We start from the raw sequence: 14,394 nt of genomic DNA on the forward strand, positions 1-14,394 counted from the left end.
CGATGGCGCTGGCGGCCTCAGGATATTCCGGCACGCCCCTTCCGGCCAAGCTCGGCCTGAAGGACGAGATGATCGCCGCCTTCATTGCGCTGCCCGATGACCTCAGCGATCTCGCCGAGGCCGTTGACTTCGCTCAAGTCGACCGGCTGGCCGATTGGTCGGAGATTTCCGGCGCTGCTCTGAAATACGATGCCGTCCACGCCTTCACCCGGCAACGTGCCGAGATCGAGGATCGTCTCGCCGGTGTCCAGGCGGCGATCAAGCGCGACGGCATGGTCTGGGTGTCGTGGCCGAAAAAGGCCTCGAAGGTGCCGACCGATGTCACCGAAGGCGTCATCCGCACCGAAGCCCTGAAACTCGACCTTGTCGACGTGAAAGTTGCCGCCGTGAACGAGATCTGGTCCGGGCTGAAGCTCGTCATCCGAAAGGGCCTGAGGTAATGGTCGAACTGACGCTCCCCAAGAACTCGCAGATCAAGGCGGGAAAAACCTGGCCGAAGCCGGAAGGCGCGACCAATTTGCGGGAATATCGCATCTACCGCTGGTCGCCGGACGATGACGAGAACCCGAGCATCGACACCTATTTCGTCGACATGGACGATTGCGGGCCGATGGTGCTCGACGCGCTGCTCTGGATCAAGAACAAGATCGACCCGACGCTGGCCTTGCGCCGCTCCTGCCGCGAGGGCATTTGCGGGTCCTGCGCCATGAACATCGACGGTTCCAACACGCTGGCCTGCACCAAGGGCTGCGACGACATTTCCGGCGCCGTCAAGGTCTATCCGCTGCCGCATATGCAGGTGGTCAAGGACCTGGTGCCCGACCTGACCAATTTCTACGCCCAGCACGCCTCGATCGAGCCGTGGCTGAAGACGGTGTCGCCGGAGCCGGCCAAGGAATGGCTGCAGAGCCATGAGGACCGCGAGAAGCTCGACGGGCTCTACGAGTGCATCTTGTGCGCCTGCTGTTCGACCTCGTGCCCGAGCTACTGGTGGAATGGCGACCGCTATCTCGGCCCGGCAACGCTGTTGCAGGCCTATCGCTGGCTGATCGACAGCCGCGACGAGGCAAAGGGCGAGCGGCTCGACAATCTCGAAGACCCGTTCCGGCTCTATCGCTGCCACACCATCATGAACTGCGCCCAGACTTGCCCCAAGGGACTGAACCCGGCCAAGGCGATTGCGGAAATCAAGAAGATGATGGTGGAACGGCGGGTGTAGCTTCAGCGAGATCGCGGTCTGCTGCGATCCTTCGCGCCCCCTCTGTCCTGCCGGACATCTCCCCCACGGGTGGGGAGATTGGCCGTCACTGCGTCTTTCACCAATTTCCAAGGTTGAAGGATGACGTGCTGTCGGCGAAGCTACCGATCTCCCCCCCATGTGGGGGAGATGTCCGGCAGGACAGAGGGGGGCGCTGTCCCGCCAGCGTCAGAAAGGACTGCAACCCAATGAGCGACGATCTTCCCATCCTCTCCCCCGTCGAAGCCCGGATACTCGGCTGCCTGATCGAGAAGAAGGAACTGACGCCGGATATCTATCCGCTGACGCTCAATGCCGCGCACGCCGCCGCCAACCAGAAGACGGCGCGCGAGCCGGTTATGGCGCTGGAGCAGGTGGAGGTGCACCGGGCCCTGAAGCTGCTTGAGCAGAAGGGGCTGGTGCGGCAGATGTTCGGTTCCCGCGTGGAGCGCTACGAACATCAGATGGCGCAACGATTCTCGCTGACCACGCCGCAGACCGCCTTGCTGGGGCTGCTGTTGTTGCGCGGGCCGCAGACGGCACATGAACTCTTGGCGCGGGGCGAGCGGATGGCCAAGTTTCCGTCGATCGAAGACCTGCGCGGTGAACTCGACATGCTGATCGGCCGCCGGCCGCCGCTCGTCCAGGAAATCCCGCGTGGACCAGGCCAGCGCGAGGACCGCTTCGTGCAGCTTCTCGGTGGCCCGGTGGACGTTGCTGCCCTGTCCGCGCAGCGCAATACGCTGATCATGCCTGTCTCCGACCTGGAAGCGAGGATTGAATCGCTGGAGCAGGAAGTCGCAGCACTTCGCGCCCGGCTCGACGCGTTGGGGGCTTAGCAATTAGCGGAGATGTCGGAGGGACAGCGCCCCCCTCTGGCCTGCCGGCCATCTCCCCCACGAGGGGGGAGATCGGCAGCTCCGCCGTCCCGCTCTCTTTCATCGCCGGCGATTGGCGAAAGCCGAGGCGACGTCCAATCTCCCCACTTGTGGGGGAGATGCCCGGTAGGGCAGAGGGGAGCGTGAAGGATCGCTACCCCAGGGCAAAGATCACCCAATCAGCCCAATTTCGCGTCGAGCGACACCTTTATGGCGCCGAGCGCTTGCGACACGGGGCAACCGGCCTTGGCCTTTTCTGCCAACTCCTGGAATTTCGCCGCCTCGATGCCCGGCACCTTGCCGACCACGGTGAGGGCGCTGCCGGTGATGCCGGTGCCGGGCACCAGCGTCACCACCGCCTTGGCGTTGAGCTCGGTGGCGGGCGTGCCGTTTTCGGCCAGGAAATGCGAGAACTGCATGGCAAAGCAGCCGGCATGTGCTGCCGCGATCAGCTCTTCCGGGTTGGTGCCGGATTTGCCGCTTTCGTCCTCGAAGCGCGCCTTGAAGGAATAGGGCGTGCCCTTCAGGGTTCCGCTCTGGCTGTCGAGCGTGCCTTTGCCCCCCTTCAGATCGCCTTTCCAGATGGCGTTTGCGGTGCGGTCCATGAAGTCCTCCTTGATTGATCCGATTGCGCCGGCCCGGTGCCGGCGTTCCTTCCAACTATAGCGCGGGCACGAGGGAAGACCACCGCGGTCTTGCGGCCATCGCCCACTCTTCGTGGCACTTCGCAAATTATTTTGAAAAAAATGTGCGTGCAAAAATGTCGACTTCGCCGTGCCCCGACCGTCCTGCGGGCGGCCACGGATTTCGTGGCGGATGGAGGTTCCCATGAACAATCTGTTTTCCGCGCATTGGATAGACACCGGCCGAGCCGCCGGCGACGAAAAAACCGACTGGCTGTATCAGCAGCCGTCCGGCTTCGGCCGGCTGCTTGCGGCGGTCGCCATCATCGGCGTTGCCTTCTGCTTTATCGATCATGCAGCGGGCAAGCACCCGGCTGACACTTTGATCGCCTCATCTTATGTTTCGCAGCAAGGGAGATAAAAAATGCAATATGTTTGCCTGGTCTATGGTGAGGAGAAAGACCTTCACGCCCTGACCGCCGAGGGGTCGGCCAAGCTCGATGCCGAGTCGCTGGCCTATGACAGGTCATTGGAAAAGCGCGGCCAGCTGATCATCGCGCAGGCGCTGCAGTCGGTAAAAACGTCGAAAACAGTGCGTCGGCGCCAGGGCAAGAGATTGATTACCGACGGCCCTTTCGCCGAGACCAAGGAGCAGTTGCTGGGCTTCGTCATGATCGAAGCAAAAGATCTCGACGAGGCGCTGGAGATCGCAGGCGGAATTCCGCTGGCCGAAATCGGCACCATCGAAGTCAGGGCGATCTACGACGTGCCGGGGTCGTGAACCCGAAGTCGGCGACTTTGAAACCAGGGGTTCCAGGCCGGTGGAATGCCTCTGGTTCTTCGCCGCAAGCAATCTTTGCGTGTTGAAGCAGCGCAATACTTCTCCTATCGTCGGCGCGATTTTGGGGGATGTTGGCATGCCGTTCTTGATTGCTATCCTTGGCGTCCTTGGGGCGGCAGCGTTCTGGTGGTACCGGATGAAGGCCATGAACGAGGCGGCGCGAGAAGTCGCCGATGTCGTCGGTCGGGTCCAGGGCAATATCCGCCGCAAGAAGCTGCGCAAGCAGGCGGCGCTGTCGCCGCTGACGGCGATCGACGATCCCGTCGTGGCCGCGGCGACGCTGATCACCGCCATGGTTTCCGAGAACGGGCCGATCCTGCCGCAGCGCGAAGCCGTCATCCGGTCGGTGATCTCGGAGATCGCCGACAAGAAGAAGACCGACGAGGCGGTGATCTATGCCAAATGGGCGGCGGCGCAGATCGACGACACGACGATCGTCATCGACAAGCTGGCGCCGTTCCTGCGCGAACGTCTCGATGTGGCCGAGCGAAACGATCTGCTGCAGATGGTGAACCGCGCGGCCCAGGGCGGCGAGAAACGCCTGGAGATTGCCGACCAGCGGATATTGCGGCTGCGGCAAAAGCTGGGTTTCGAGGTGAATTAAGTTCGCTGGCGGGGATCTGAGCCCGCTACCTTGGCAGATCGCCTTGGCGATTAGCGGAAACACCCATCGCTTCGTCATCCTGGGGCGTAGCAAGGAGCGAAGCGACGCGGCGCAGACCCCGGGATCCATGCCGCGACTTCAAAGCGTTGCTACGATGCAGAATTCTGGTCCGCTGCATTCTTCGACCAAGGTCACGCAATGGATCCTTGGGTCTTGCTCCGCTTCGCGTCGCTACGCCCAAGGATGACGACGTTGGGCAACGCTCAGATCGCCTCGCCCTTCAACAGCCGCGGCGTATCACCCGACAGGCCGGACGCCTGGCGAATGAAAAACTCCTTCAGCCTGGGCATGCGCTCGACGAGACCAAGGCCGATGTCGCGGACGGCGCGCAGCGGGCCGATGTCGTTGGAGAACAGCCGGTTCAGCACATCGGTGGTGATGCCCATCTGCACAGTGTCGAAACGCCGCCATTGCTGGTAGCGTTCGAGCACGTCGAGCGCGCCGATGTCCTGCCCCAGCCGGTCGGCCTCGACAACCACTTCGGCCAATGCGGCCACATCCTTGAAGCCGAGATTGAGGCCCTGGCCGGCGATCGGATGGATGCCGTGGGCGGCGTCGCCGGCAAGCGCAATGCGCGGCGCGACGAAGGCGCGGGCAATGGTCAGGCCGAGTGGCCAGGCGCGCGGTTTGTCGGCGACACGGATTTCGCCGAGCCTCAGGCCGAAGCGCAGTTCGAGTTCGTGCTCGAAGACGAGGTCGTCGCCATCGACCAGTTTTTGAGCATCCTCGGACCGCTCGACCCAGACCAGCGACGAGCGATTGCTGCCGTCCTTGCCCGGCTTGAGCGGCAGGGTGGCGAAAGGGCCGGCTGGCAGAAAATGCTCTTCGGCGCGGCCATTGTGCGGGCGCTCATGCGCCACGGTGCAGACGATGCCTGACTGGCCATACTCCCATTTCACCGTCTTGATGCCGGCCATGTCGCGCAATTTCGAGTTGACGCCGTCGGCGGCGACCAGCAATCGCGCCTTCAGCGTCGCGCCGTCGGCCAGATGCACGGTGATGCCGGCGCCGTTGCTGTCGAAGGCGCCGACGGCGACGCCTTCGATGATGTCGATGCCGAGTTTCTGCGCGCGCCGGCGCAAGGCACCGTTTAAATCCGCGTTGGCGACCATGTGCGCAAACGGCTCGCCCGGCGCGACCTCGCCGTCAAAGGTCAGAAACACCGGACGCACCGGATCGGAGGTGCGCGAATCGGTGACGATCATTTCTGTTATGGCTTGCGATTGGCCGACGATTTCCTGCCAGACGCCGAGCTGGTCGAGCATGCGGCAAGCGGCAGCGGCGATGGCCGAGGCGCGGCCGTCCTTCTGCCAGACGCCTGCGGGTGCTGCATCGACCACGGCGACAGTGAGGCTCGGCCGTGCTTGTTTCAGCGATACGGCGGCGGCAAGGCCGACATAGCCGGCGCCGGCGACCAGAACGTCGAGTGAGCCTCGGGCTTTTGCATCCGCCTTGCGGTCCGCCATGATAAATTCCTTTCGTGGCCTTGGCTGTTGCCGGCGGCCATTCCGGCCTTGACTGCCCGCCATTCCTGTCGGAAACCGCCTTAACACTTCCGCAGCCAGTGTCCCGATTCTGAAATTCGTCCGAGTTGGATATCGAGGGCAGTACGAATTTCAGAATCGTAAGGACACTAGCAAACTGACGATTTCTAGTGTCGTTTTGATTTCGAAGTTCGCTCCGAGCGCAATATCAAAATCAAGCGAACTTCGAAATCACGACACTAGGGGCGCGAAAAACATGACAGCGGCCATGGACGAGCTTCTCAGCATTCTCGACCTCGAGCAGCTGGAACACAACCTGTACCGTGGTCGCAGCCCCAAACTCGACTGGCAGCGCATCTTCGGCGGCCAGACCATCGCCCAGGCGCTGGTCGCCGCGCAGCGGACGGTCGAACCGGAGCGCCACGTGCATTCGCTGCATGGCTATTTCATGCGGCCGGGCGACACCAAGGTGCCGATCATCTACGAGGTCGACCGCATCCGCGACGGCGGCTCTTTCACCACCCGCCGCGTCGTCGCGATCCAGCACGGCCAGGCAATCTTTTCGCTGGAAGCCTCTTTCCAGCAGGACGAGATCGGTCTCGAGCATCAGGTGCCGATGCCGCAAGACGTGCCGGCGCCCGATAGCCTGTTGTCGCAGCGGGAATTGCTGGGCAAGTTCGGCGAGGCGGTGCCCGAGGGCATCAAGCGCTACTGGGAGCGCGACCGGCCGATCGAGATGAAGCCGGTGATGCTGAAGCATTACACAAGCCGCGAAAAACTGGAGCCGAAGCAGAACATCTGGATCCGCACCACCGGTCCGGTGCCGGCCGACAGAGGCATACAGGCGGCGGTGCTCGCTTATCTCTCCGATATGACGCTGCTCGACACCTCGACCTTCGCGCATGGCCGCGCCATTTTCGATCGCGACATCCAGGCGGCAAGTCTCGATCACGCCATGTGGTTCCATCGCAGCCATCCGCTCGACGACTGGATCCTCTACACGCAAGACAGCCCGTCGACGCAAGGCTCGCGCGGCTTCACACGCGGCTCGCTGTTTGCCCGCGACGGCACATTGATTGCCTCGGTTGCCCAGGAAGGCCTCATCAGGTTGAAGCGGCCGCCCGCAGAATAGGCATTTTTGAAAAATTGCCCATTTTTTAATCACAAGCGTTACCCCGGCTGTGCACATTTAGCCGCCAAACCTCTCCCAATCCGTTTGTTTACAGAGGGTTAACACCCTGCTTCGGCAATTGGCACGGAGCTTGAATCCTAGCGGGCACTCTCCGGCTCTCATTGGGATCGGCGAAGTCGTAAACGCGGGGGACCCGCAACAGCAAAGGGTGAAACCTTATGAAAATCGTGATGGCAATCATCAAGCCGTTCAAGCTCGACGAGGTGCGCGAAGCGCTCACCGCAGTCGGCATCCAGGGCCTGACCGTCACCGAAGTCAAAGGCTACGGGCGTCAGAAGGGACATACGGAAATCTATCGCGGGGCGGAATACGCGGTCAGCTTCCTGCCAAAAATCAAGATCGAAGTCGCGGTCAGCGGCGACCTGGTCGACAAGGCCGTCGAAGCCATCACCGCGGCGGCCAAGACCGGTCAGATCGGCGACGGCAAGATCTTCGTTTTCGGCATCGACCAGGCGGTGCGCATTCGCACCGGCGAAACAGACACCGACGCGCTTTGAGCGGCGAACACGTATTCCAATGGAGAGTTCAATGAACATACCTTCCACCTTGAAAACAACGGGACGTGTGGCCGCGCTTGGCTCGCTCGCTCTCGCTGCAATGGGCACGGTCGCCGCCTTCGCGCAGACCGCGGCTCCTGCCGCCGCCGATGCAGCTGCGGCTGCGCCGCCGGCACCCGCGCTCGACACCGGCAACACCGCCTGGATGCTGACCTCGACGGCGCTGGTGCTGATGATGACCATCCCCGGCCTGGCGCTGTTCTATGGCGGCATGGTGCGCAAGAAGAACGTGCTCGCCACCATCATGCAGAGCTTTGCCATCACCTGTCTGGTGACGGTGCTGTGGTTCATGTTCGGCTATTCGCTGGCCTTCTCCGACGGCGGCGGCATCAACAGCTATCTCGGCGGTACCTCGAAGTTCTTCCATCACGGCATCACCACGTCCTCGCTGTGGCTGCCGGGCGTCGCGAACATTCCTGAATTCGTCTTCTCGATGTTCCAGATGACCTTCGCCATCATCACGCCTGCGCTGATTGCCGGCGCCTTCGCCGAACGCTTTAAGTTCTCGGCGCTGCTGATCTTCATGGCGCTGTGGCTGCTCGTCGTCTACGTGCCGATCGCACACTGGGTCTGGGGTGGCGGCTTCCTCGGCACGGCTGGCGTGCTCGACTTTGCCGGCGGCACGGTCGTTCACATCAACGCCGGTGTCGCGGGTCTGGTCTGCGCGCTGGTTCTCGGCAAGCGCGAAGGCTACGGCACCACCAACATGGCGCCGCACAACCTCGTCTACTCGGTGATCGGCGCTTCGCTGCTGTGGGTCGGCTGGTTCGGCTTCAACGCCGGTTCGGAACTGGCGGCCGACGGCCTCGCCGGTGCTGCCATGCTCAACACCCAGGTTGCCACCGCAGCCGCGGCTCTCGCCTGGATGTTCGCGGAATGGATCATCGCCAAGAAGCCCAGCGTGCTCGGCATCATCTCCGGCGCCGTTGCCGGCCTGGTCGCGGTGACGCCGGCTTCCGGCTTCGTCAACCCGACCGGCGCCTTCATCGTCGGCATCGTCGCCGGCGTGCTCTGCTACATATCGGCAGTCAAGGTGAAGCACATGTTCGGCTATGACGACTCGCTCGATGCCTTCGGCGTGCACGGCGTCGGCGGTGTCATCGGTGCCCTGCTCACCGGCGTGCTGGCCGATCCGGCGATCAACAGCCTGTCGTCGGGTGCTTCGCTCGGCAAGCAGATCTACGGCGTCGCCGTCACCATCGTGTGGACGGCGGTCGCCACCTTCGTGATCCTCTATGTCGTCAAGGCCCTGGTTGGCCTGCGTCCGACGACACAGGAAGAGGTCGAGGGTCTCGACATCAGCCAGCATGGCGAAGTGGTGCCGTAAGGCCAGCTTTGCCAACGGGACCGGCGGAACCCTCCTCCCGCCGGTCCCCTTATCTCTCTACGCAATTCCCTAGGGAAAGCGCTGCACACCCGGAATTGCTCTAAAGAATGGAATCCCGTCGTGACGCTCCCGAAAGGTGCTCACGCATTGAGGCCCGGACCGGGTCCGGGCCTCTTTTTTTGGTACAATCGTTCTGGCAACGCCGATATTCTCGCAATCACGTTCGCGTGATGGAGATTTTCCAGGAAACATCAACCCTGCCGGTTCCGAACTGTGGAGGCGAACGTCGTTCGGACGGTCGCACAAACAGCAGGGAAGGAACCATCTCATGAACATCAAGAACATCTGCCTCGGAGCGCTTGCTCTTTCGATGGTCAGCGGCGTGGCATTTGCCGGTGCACTCGACGAGCCGGACAACATGGCGCCGTTCTTCACGGATTCCGGCATGAAAACCATGAAGCCGATGGAAGAGTTCAAGGCTGCTTTCATGGCGATGCCAATGGAAAAGCAGGAAGCGATGAAGAAGGAATGCAATGACGCGGCGATGAGCAAGCCGCACGCCGAATTCTGCGCCAATGTGCAGGCGCTCGGTGGCGCCAACTGAGGTTGCCAGGGATCAGGCTTAATCGAGCCTGGTCGTCTTGTCGCTTGCAATGAACGGCGGTGGGCCAATGCGCCCGCCATTTTTTCCACGCATCGGGCAGGCCAAATCATCCTCCGAGCGGGAGATGACGGTGCTGGACGGGCGTGGTATCCCTTTGAGCGTCGCCGTATTGCGACTCGTGCCAGGACAGGGAACCACGCATGAGGAAGATCTATGAGAAACCAAGGCTGGACAAGCGCGGCAAACTCTCTGCCGTGGTGGCGTCTGTGGTGTCCGCGAACGGATAGTCAGGTTTCACCGCCTCTCACTTTTTGCCCTTTCGCGAAGGCCTTGCGGCTCCCGATCGCGCGGGTTTTCATCTGTGCCCGCACTGTCTGGCCAACCGCTCCATCCCGTGTTTTAACGCTGCAGGCTCCGTATAGTTAATGCGGCCTTAACCTTCCCGCCGATAGTCTGACATTCGAATCTGCCGGAGTGCGTCTTGCGCCCGGCCAGTCCATGACAGACGGGGAAGAGCATGCGTTCAGGGGCTTCAGCACCGCTCGCGCTGACCGATACGGGGCACGGCATCCAGGCATTCGCGCGGCGCCAGGTCGGCCGGCTGGTCGGCGCTTGCCTGTTCGTGACCGTCGCCTTCGGCGTCGCCAGCCTTGCCACCTGGAACGTCGCCGATCCGAGTTTCTCGCACGCCACCGACAACATCGTCACCAACGCCATGGGCTATGCCGGCGCTGTCTTCTCCGACCTCGCCATGCAGTTCTTCGGCCTCGCCGCTGTTGCTGCGCTGGTGCCGGCGGTGATCTGGGGCTTCCTTTTGTTTACCGCGCGCGGCGTCGACAGGCTGCCGAAGCGCGGCCTCGCATGGTTCGGATTTGCGCTGACTGCCGCGGCGATCGCCGGTTGCGTGGTGCCGCCCAAGACCTGGCCGCTGCCGACCGGCCTCGGCGGCGTGTTCGGCGACATGGTGCTCAAGATCCCCGGGCTGGTCATTGGCGGCTACCCGTCCGGCATCATCGCCAGCGTGCTTGCGGTGCTGCTCATCGCACCGACGCTGTGGCTGTTTGCCTATGGGTCGGCGTTGCTCGCGCGCAAGAATGGTTTTGCCGTCCAGGAGGAACCTGCCGCTGCCGATCCGCGCGAGGACGACCTGCTCTTCGACAATGACGACGACGAGGGCGACGAGGGCATATTGGCGCTTGGCGCCATCACCCATTGGTGGCTGTCGCTGCGCGCCTATCTGCGCCGCCGCGCCGCGCGTCGGCGAGAGGAGCGGGACGAATACGAACCGGAGATGGAGCCACGCGCCGGCGGCTGGCGGCGTGCCGCCGAACGGGTCGAATCGGCCGAGTTCGCCGAAGCGCGGATGAGCGCCGACGGCCGCGCCCGTGTCGAGCCGGAATTCTTCGCCGCCATGGTCAACGATCGCAGCGTTTCGGTCGACCCCGACGATGACGACGTCTTCGACAACGATGACGAAGACATGGATCTCGACGACGACGAGCCTGTCGTCCAGCGCCGCGCGCAGGTGCAGAATTACCGCTCCGATGCCGCCACTCGTGTCGCCGCACCGGCGCGGCGCCCGGCGCCCGGCGCCCGCGTCCAGCGCGAAGCGCAGACCTCGCTGATCGGCTCCGAAAAATTCGAAATGCCGTCGCTGCATTTCCTGTCCGAGCCGAAGAATGTCGTGCGTGATGCCAGCCTGTCGAAGGATGCGCTGGAGCAGAATGCGCGCCTGCTCGAAGGCGTGCTGGAGGATTTCGGCGTCAAGGGCGAGATCATCGCCGTGCGTCCAGGCCCGGTGGTCACGCTGTACGAACTCGAGCCGGCGCCCGGCATCAAATCGTCGCGGGTCATCGGCCTGTCCGACGACATCGCCCGCTCGATGAGCGCGATCGCTTGCCGCGTCGCCGTGGTGCCCGGCCGCAACGCCATCGGCATCGAACTGCCGAACGCCAAGCGCGAGACGGTCTATCTCCGGGAAATCCTGGCCAGCCGCGATTTCGAAACCACCAAGGCCAAGCTGGCGCTGGCGCTCGGCAAGACCATCAATGGCGAGGCCGTCATAGTCGACATCGCCAAGATGCCGCATGTGCTTGTCGCCGGCACCACCGGCTCCGGCAAGTCGGTCGCCATCAACACCATGATTCTGTCGCTGCTCTACCGGCTGACGCCGCAGGACTGCCGGCTGATCATGATCGACCCGAAGATGCTGGAACTCTCGGTCTATGATGGCATCCCGCATCTGCTCACGCCCGTGGTCACCGATCCGAAGAAAGCGGTGGTGGCGCTGAAATGGACCGTGCGCGAGATGGAGGACCGCTACCGCAAGATGTCGAAGGTCGGCGTGCGCAACATCGACGGCTTCAACGCGCGGGTTCAGCTGGCCGAGAAGAAGGGTGAAAAGATCTCGCGCACCGTGCAGACCGGCTTCGACCGCCAGACCGGCGAGGCGATCTACGAGACGGAGAATCTCGACCTCGAGCCGATGCCTTACATCGTCGTCATCATCGACGAGATGGCCGACCTGATGATGGTCGCCGGCAAGGATATCGAAGGTGCGGTGCAGCGGCTGGCGCAGATGGCGCGCGCCGCCGGCATCCATGTCATCATGGCAACGCAGCGACCGTCGGTCGACGTCATCACCGGCACGATCAAGGCCAACTTCCCGACCCGCATCTCGTTCCAGGTGACGTCGAAGATCGACAGCCGCACCATCCTCGGCGAGCAAGGCGCCGAGCAGCTGCTCGGCATGGGCGACATGCTCTACATGGCCGGCGGCGGCCGCATCCAGCGCGTGCACGGCCCGTTCGTCGCCGATGAAGAGGTGGAAAAGATCGTCGCGCATCTGAAACTGCAGGGCGTGCCGGAATATCTCGACGCCATCACCGAGGACGACGGCGAGGACGACGATGACGAACCGTCGGGCAAGGGCGGCTCCGGCGGCGGCAACAGCAATTTCGAGGATTCCGACGATCCCTACGATCAGGCGGTCTCGGTGGTGCTGCGCGACGGCAAGGCCTCGACCAGCTATATCCAGCGTCGGCTCGGCATCGGCTACAACCGCGCCGCCTCGATCATCGAGAAGATGGAGAAGGAAGGCATCGTCGGCCCGGCCAACCATGCCGGCAAACGCGAGATCCTGGTGCCGACGGAGGACGCCAAGTTCTGATTGGACCCGACGGGCGGCAACTTTGAACCTTTTGGCGCGTTGAAGCGACTGAGCGCTGTCCGGCCGCCAAACTTAAGCCCAACTGGGGGGCCAAGGACTGCGACACAACCGAACCAGACGAGAGTGACCGGCATGACAAACGCATCATTCAATCCAACCCGCCGCCAGGTGCTCGGCCTCGGCCTGGTCCTTGCCGGCGCTGCAGCCGTCAACGTCGTTCCCGGGTTCCAGCTGCTGGCGTCGGCGCAAGCGGCGGTGCCGCCAGCGGCGCAGAAGATCGCCGACCATTTTTCCTCGGTCAAATCGATGAGCGGCGAGTTCGTCCAGTTCGGACCCAAGGGCGAGCAGACCGGCGGCAAGTTCTTTCTGGAACGGCCGGGCAAGATCCGCTTCAATTATGACGGATCGTCGAATTTCAAGGTGATTTCCGACGGCAAGTCGGTGGTCATCCTCAACAAGAAGATGAAAACTTCCGACCTCTATCCGTTGTCGAAGACGCCGCTGAAGCTGTTGCTCGACACCAAGATCGACCTCTCCGGTAACCGCGTCAAAAGCGTCAAGGAAGAGAGCGACCTGACCACCATCCAGCTTGCCGACAAATCGGTGTTCGGCAATTCGAAGATCACCATGATGTTCGACCCGAAATCCTATGAGCTGCGCCAGTGGACCATCACAGACGCGCAGGGCAAGGACACGACCGTGATGATCTTCAACGTCAAGGAAGGCGTCAGCTTCGCCCCCGACACCTTTGCCATCGACTATACGGCGAACCGCGAGCTGAACACCAAGACGCGCTAGATTCAGGTGAGGCCGGCCTGCAAATGGCGGTCTCCTCCGCTTCCGGTGCTCACGTACTTCAAGTACGCTCCGCTCCGGTTCTCGGAGACCACCATTTTCGGCTCGGCCTGACCTGAATCAGGGCGGCCGCCGGGGAAGCAGCCCGCAAAAGGCTGGCTTGTGTTTATGGCGCTTGGCTGGCACTAGATCGGCGACCTTTGTCCGGATCGCCGCATGCCCTTTTCCATCGCCACCTGGAACATCAACTCCGTTCGCCTGCGCATGCCGATTGTCGAGCGGCTGCTGGTCGAGCAGGCGCCGGATATGCTCTGCCTGCAGGAAACCAAGGTTCCCGACGAGCTGTTTCCGGAGAAGGCTTTCCGCAAGCTCGGCTACGAGCACATCGCCTTCCACGGCCAGAAGGGCTACCACGGCGTGGCGACGGTGGCGCGGCGGCCGATCGAGGTGGTCGAAAAGCGGCGCTTCTGCGAAATCGAGGACAGCCGGCATCTGTCGGTCACTGTCCAGGCCGGCGGCAAGACGATCCTCGTTCACAATTTCTATGTTCCGGCCGGTGGCGACGAGCCCGATCCCGTCATCAACCGCAAGTTCAAGCACAAGCTGGATTTCGTCGCGGAGATGAACGCCATCCGCGCCGACCATAGCGAGGTGTCGGGCTCGATCCTGGTCGGCGACCTCAATATCGCGCCGCTCGAACACGACGTCTGGTCGCACAAGCAGCTGCTCAACGTCGTCAGCCATACGCCGGTCGAGACCGAGAATTTCGAAGCCATGCGGCTGGCCGGCGACTGGGTCGACCTGATGCGGCTCAACGTGCCGCACGACCAGAAGCTCTACACCTGGTGGAGTTATCGCGCGCAGGACTGGGAAGCGTCGAACCGCGGCCGGCGGCTCGACCATGTCTGGTCATCGCCAAATCTGGTGCCGAGCTTTGCCGGCTACGACATCCTGCGGCTGGCGCGCGGCTGGGACCGGCCGTCGGACCATGTGCCGGTGATTGCAAGATTCGACCTCGAGTAG

Annotated in this window: 15 protein-coding genes; 13 read left to right on the top strand and 2 right to left on the bottom strand. The window is 62.8% G+C overall.

Going from position 1 to position 14,394, the window contains the following annotated elements; genetic code table 11:
• The first annotated feature begins 2 nt into the window (after positions 1-2).
• The 3 genes from AC1DVW_RS27160 to AC1DVW_RS27170 all read left to right on the top strand — a co-directional run bounded on the left by AC1DVW_RS27160 (position 3) and on the right by AC1DVW_RS27170 (position 2,076).
• Complete coding sequence (locus tag AC1DVW_RS27160; RefSeq protein ID WP_477327196.1) at positions 3-440, top strand: DUF3052 family protein; 438 nt, start codon at positions 3-5, stop codon at positions 438-440.
• Entirely contained in the window at positions 440-1,219 is a 780-nt protein-coding gene (locus AC1DVW_RS27165) for a succinate dehydrogenase iron-sulfur subunit (protein ID WP_477327198.1), read from the top strand. Before AC1DVW_RS27160 ends, AC1DVW_RS27165 begins: the two co-directional genes overlap by 1 nt.
• 227 nt (positions 1,220-1,446) lie before the next feature.
• On the top strand, positions 1,447-2,076 hold the full coding sequence (locus AC1DVW_RS27170; RefSeq protein WP_477327200.1) for a YceH family protein: 630 nt from the start codon (positions 1,447-1,449) through the stop codon (positions 2,074-2,076).
• A gap of 218 nt (positions 2,077-2,294) precedes the next feature.
• Here AC1DVW_RS27170 and AC1DVW_RS27175 read toward each other — a convergent pair whose 3' ends face one another.
• Positions 2,295-2,720: an OsmC family protein gene (locus AC1DVW_RS27175; protein WP_477327202.1), complete on the bottom strand. Its 426-nt coding sequence runs from the start codon at positions 2,718-2,720 to the stop codon at positions 2,295-2,297.
• 223 nt (positions 2,721-2,943) lie between these two features.
• Between AC1DVW_RS27175 and AC1DVW_RS27180 the strand changes: the two genes are divergently transcribed.
• The 3 genes from AC1DVW_RS27180 to AC1DVW_RS27190 all read left to right on the top strand — a co-directional run bounded on the left by AC1DVW_RS27180 (position 2,944) and on the right by AC1DVW_RS27190 (position 4,183).
• Positions 2,944-3,159: a hypothetical protein gene (locus AC1DVW_RS27180; RefSeq protein WP_477248743.1), complete on the top strand. Its 216-nt coding sequence runs from the start codon at positions 2,944-2,946 to the stop codon at positions 3,157-3,159.
• A gap of 3 nt (positions 3,160-3,162) precedes the next feature.
• Entirely contained in the window at positions 3,163-3,519 is a 357-nt protein-coding gene (locus tag AC1DVW_RS27185) for a YciI family protein (RefSeq protein WP_477248744.1), read from the top strand.
• 136 nt (positions 3,520-3,655) lie between these two features.
• Positions 3,656-4,183, top strand: coding sequence for a hypothetical protein (locus AC1DVW_RS27190; protein WP_477248745.1), 528 nt, complete (start codon positions 3,656-3,658; stop codon positions 4,181-4,183).
• 263 nt (positions 4,184-4,446) lie between these two features.
• On the opposite strand, the gene AC1DVW_RS27195 is transcribed toward AC1DVW_RS27190, so the two are convergent.
• Positions 4,447-5,709: a ubiquinone biosynthesis hydroxylase gene (locus tag AC1DVW_RS27195; protein WP_477248746.1), complete on the bottom strand. Its 1,263-nt coding sequence runs from the start codon at positions 5,707-5,709 to the stop codon at positions 4,447-4,449.
• A gap of 274 nt (positions 5,710-5,983) precedes the next feature.
• Between AC1DVW_RS27195 and tesB the strand changes: the two genes are divergently transcribed.
• From tesB to AC1DVW_RS27230, 7 genes are all read left to right on the top strand, one after another.
• A complete protein-coding gene (gene tesB, locus AC1DVW_RS27200; protein ID WP_477248747.1) occupies positions 5,984-6,859 on the top strand; it encodes an acyl-CoA thioesterase II in 876 nt (291 codons plus the stop codon).
• Positions 6,860-7,077: 218 nt separating this feature from the next.
• Positions 7,078-7,416, top strand: a complete 339-nt coding sequence (locus tag AC1DVW_RS27205; RefSeq protein WP_477248748.1) for a P-II family nitrogen regulator — start codon at positions 7,078-7,080, stop codon at positions 7,414-7,416.
• Between the two features lie 100 nt (positions 7,417-7,516).
• Entirely contained in the window at positions 7,517-8,803 is a 1,287-nt protein-coding gene (locus tag AC1DVW_RS27210; RefSeq protein WP_477248833.1) for an ammonium transporter, read from the top strand.
• Positions 8,804-9,131: 328 nt separating this feature from the next.
• A complete protein-coding gene (locus AC1DVW_RS27215) occupies positions 9,132-9,407 on the top strand; it encodes a hypothetical protein (RefSeq protein WP_477248749.1) in 276 nt (91 codons plus the stop codon).
• A gap of 517 nt (positions 9,408-9,924) precedes the next feature.
• Entirely contained in the window at positions 9,925-12,576 is a 2,652-nt protein-coding gene (locus AC1DVW_RS27220) for an FtsK/SpoIIIE family DNA translocase (RefSeq protein ID WP_477327204.1), read from the top strand.
• 132 nt (positions 12,577-12,708) lie between these two features.
• Positions 12,709-13,374: an outer-membrane lipoprotein carrier protein LolA gene (locus AC1DVW_RS27225; protein WP_477248751.1), complete on the top strand. Its 666-nt coding sequence runs from the start codon at positions 12,709-12,711 to the stop codon at positions 13,372-13,374.
• Positions 13,375-13,587: 213 nt separating this feature from the next.
• Positions 13,588-14,394 carry an exodeoxyribonuclease III gene (locus tag AC1DVW_RS27230; protein ID WP_477327206.1) on the top strand — a complete coding sequence of 269 codons (807 nt, stop codon included), beginning with the start codon at positions 13,588-13,590 and terminating at the stop codon, positions 14,392-14,394.

The sequence above is a fragment of the Mesorhizobium sp. P3_B5 genome, from assembly GCF_056402815.1.

Excerpts from the sequence above, each read along its gene's own strand:
- AC1DVW_RS27165 (WP_477327198.1), top strand. The coding sequence starts at position 440 with ATGGTCGAACTGACGCTCCCCAAGAACTCGCAGATCAAGGCGGGAAAA.
- AC1DVW_RS27190 (WP_477248745.1), top strand. The coding sequence starts at position 3,656 with ATGCCGTTCTTGATTGCTATCCTTGGCGTCCTTGGGGCGGCAGCGTTC.
- AC1DVW_RS27215 (WP_477248749.1), top strand. The coding sequence starts at position 9,132 with ATGAACATCAAGAACATCTGCCTCGGAGCGCTTGCTCTTTCGATGGTC.
- AC1DVW_RS27210 (WP_477248833.1), top strand. The coding sequence starts at position 7,517 with ATGGGCACGGTCGCCGCCTTCGCGCAGACCGCGGCTCCTGCCGCCGCC.
- AC1DVW_RS27170 (WP_477327200.1), top strand. The coding sequence starts at position 1,447 with ATGAGCGACGATCTTCCCATCCTCTCCCCCGTCGAAGCCCGGATACTC.
- AC1DVW_RS27185 (WP_477248744.1), top strand. The coding sequence starts at position 3,163 with ATGCAATATGTTTGCCTGGTCTATGGTGAGGAGAAAGACCTTCACGCC.
- AC1DVW_RS27220 (WP_477327204.1), top strand. The coding sequence starts at position 9,925 with ATGCGTTCAGGGGCTTCAGCACCGCTCGCGCTGACCGATACGGGGCAC.
- AC1DVW_RS27180 (WP_477248743.1), top strand. The coding sequence starts at position 2,944 with ATGAACAATCTGTTTTCCGCGCATTGGATAGACACCGGCCGAGCCGCC.
- AC1DVW_RS27205 (WP_477248748.1), top strand. The coding sequence starts at position 7,078 with ATGAAAATCGTGATGGCAATCATCAAGCCGTTCAAGCTCGACGAGGTG.
- AC1DVW_RS27230 (WP_477327206.1), top strand. The coding sequence starts at position 13,588 with ATGCCCTTTTCCATCGCCACCTGGAACATCAACTCCGTTCGCCTGCGC.
- AC1DVW_RS27225 (WP_477248751.1), top strand. The coding sequence starts at position 12,709 with ATGACAAACGCATCATTCAATCCAACCCGCCGCCAGGTGCTCGGCCTC.
- AC1DVW_RS27175 (WP_477327202.1), bottom strand. The coding sequence starts at position 2,720 with ATGGACCGCACCGCAAACGCCATCTGGAAAGGCGATCTGAAGGGGGGC.
- AC1DVW_RS27195 (WP_477248746.1), bottom strand. The coding sequence starts at position 5,709 with ATGGCGGACCGCAAGGCGGATGCAAAAGCCCGAGGCTCACTCGACGTT.
- AC1DVW_RS27160 (WP_477327196.1), top strand. The coding sequence starts at position 3 with ATGGCGCTGGCGGCCTCAGGATATTCCGGCACGCCCCTTCCGGCCAAG.
- tesB (WP_477248747.1), top strand. The coding sequence starts at position 5,984 with ATGACAGCGGCCATGGACGAGCTTCTCAGCATTCTCGACCTCGAGCAG.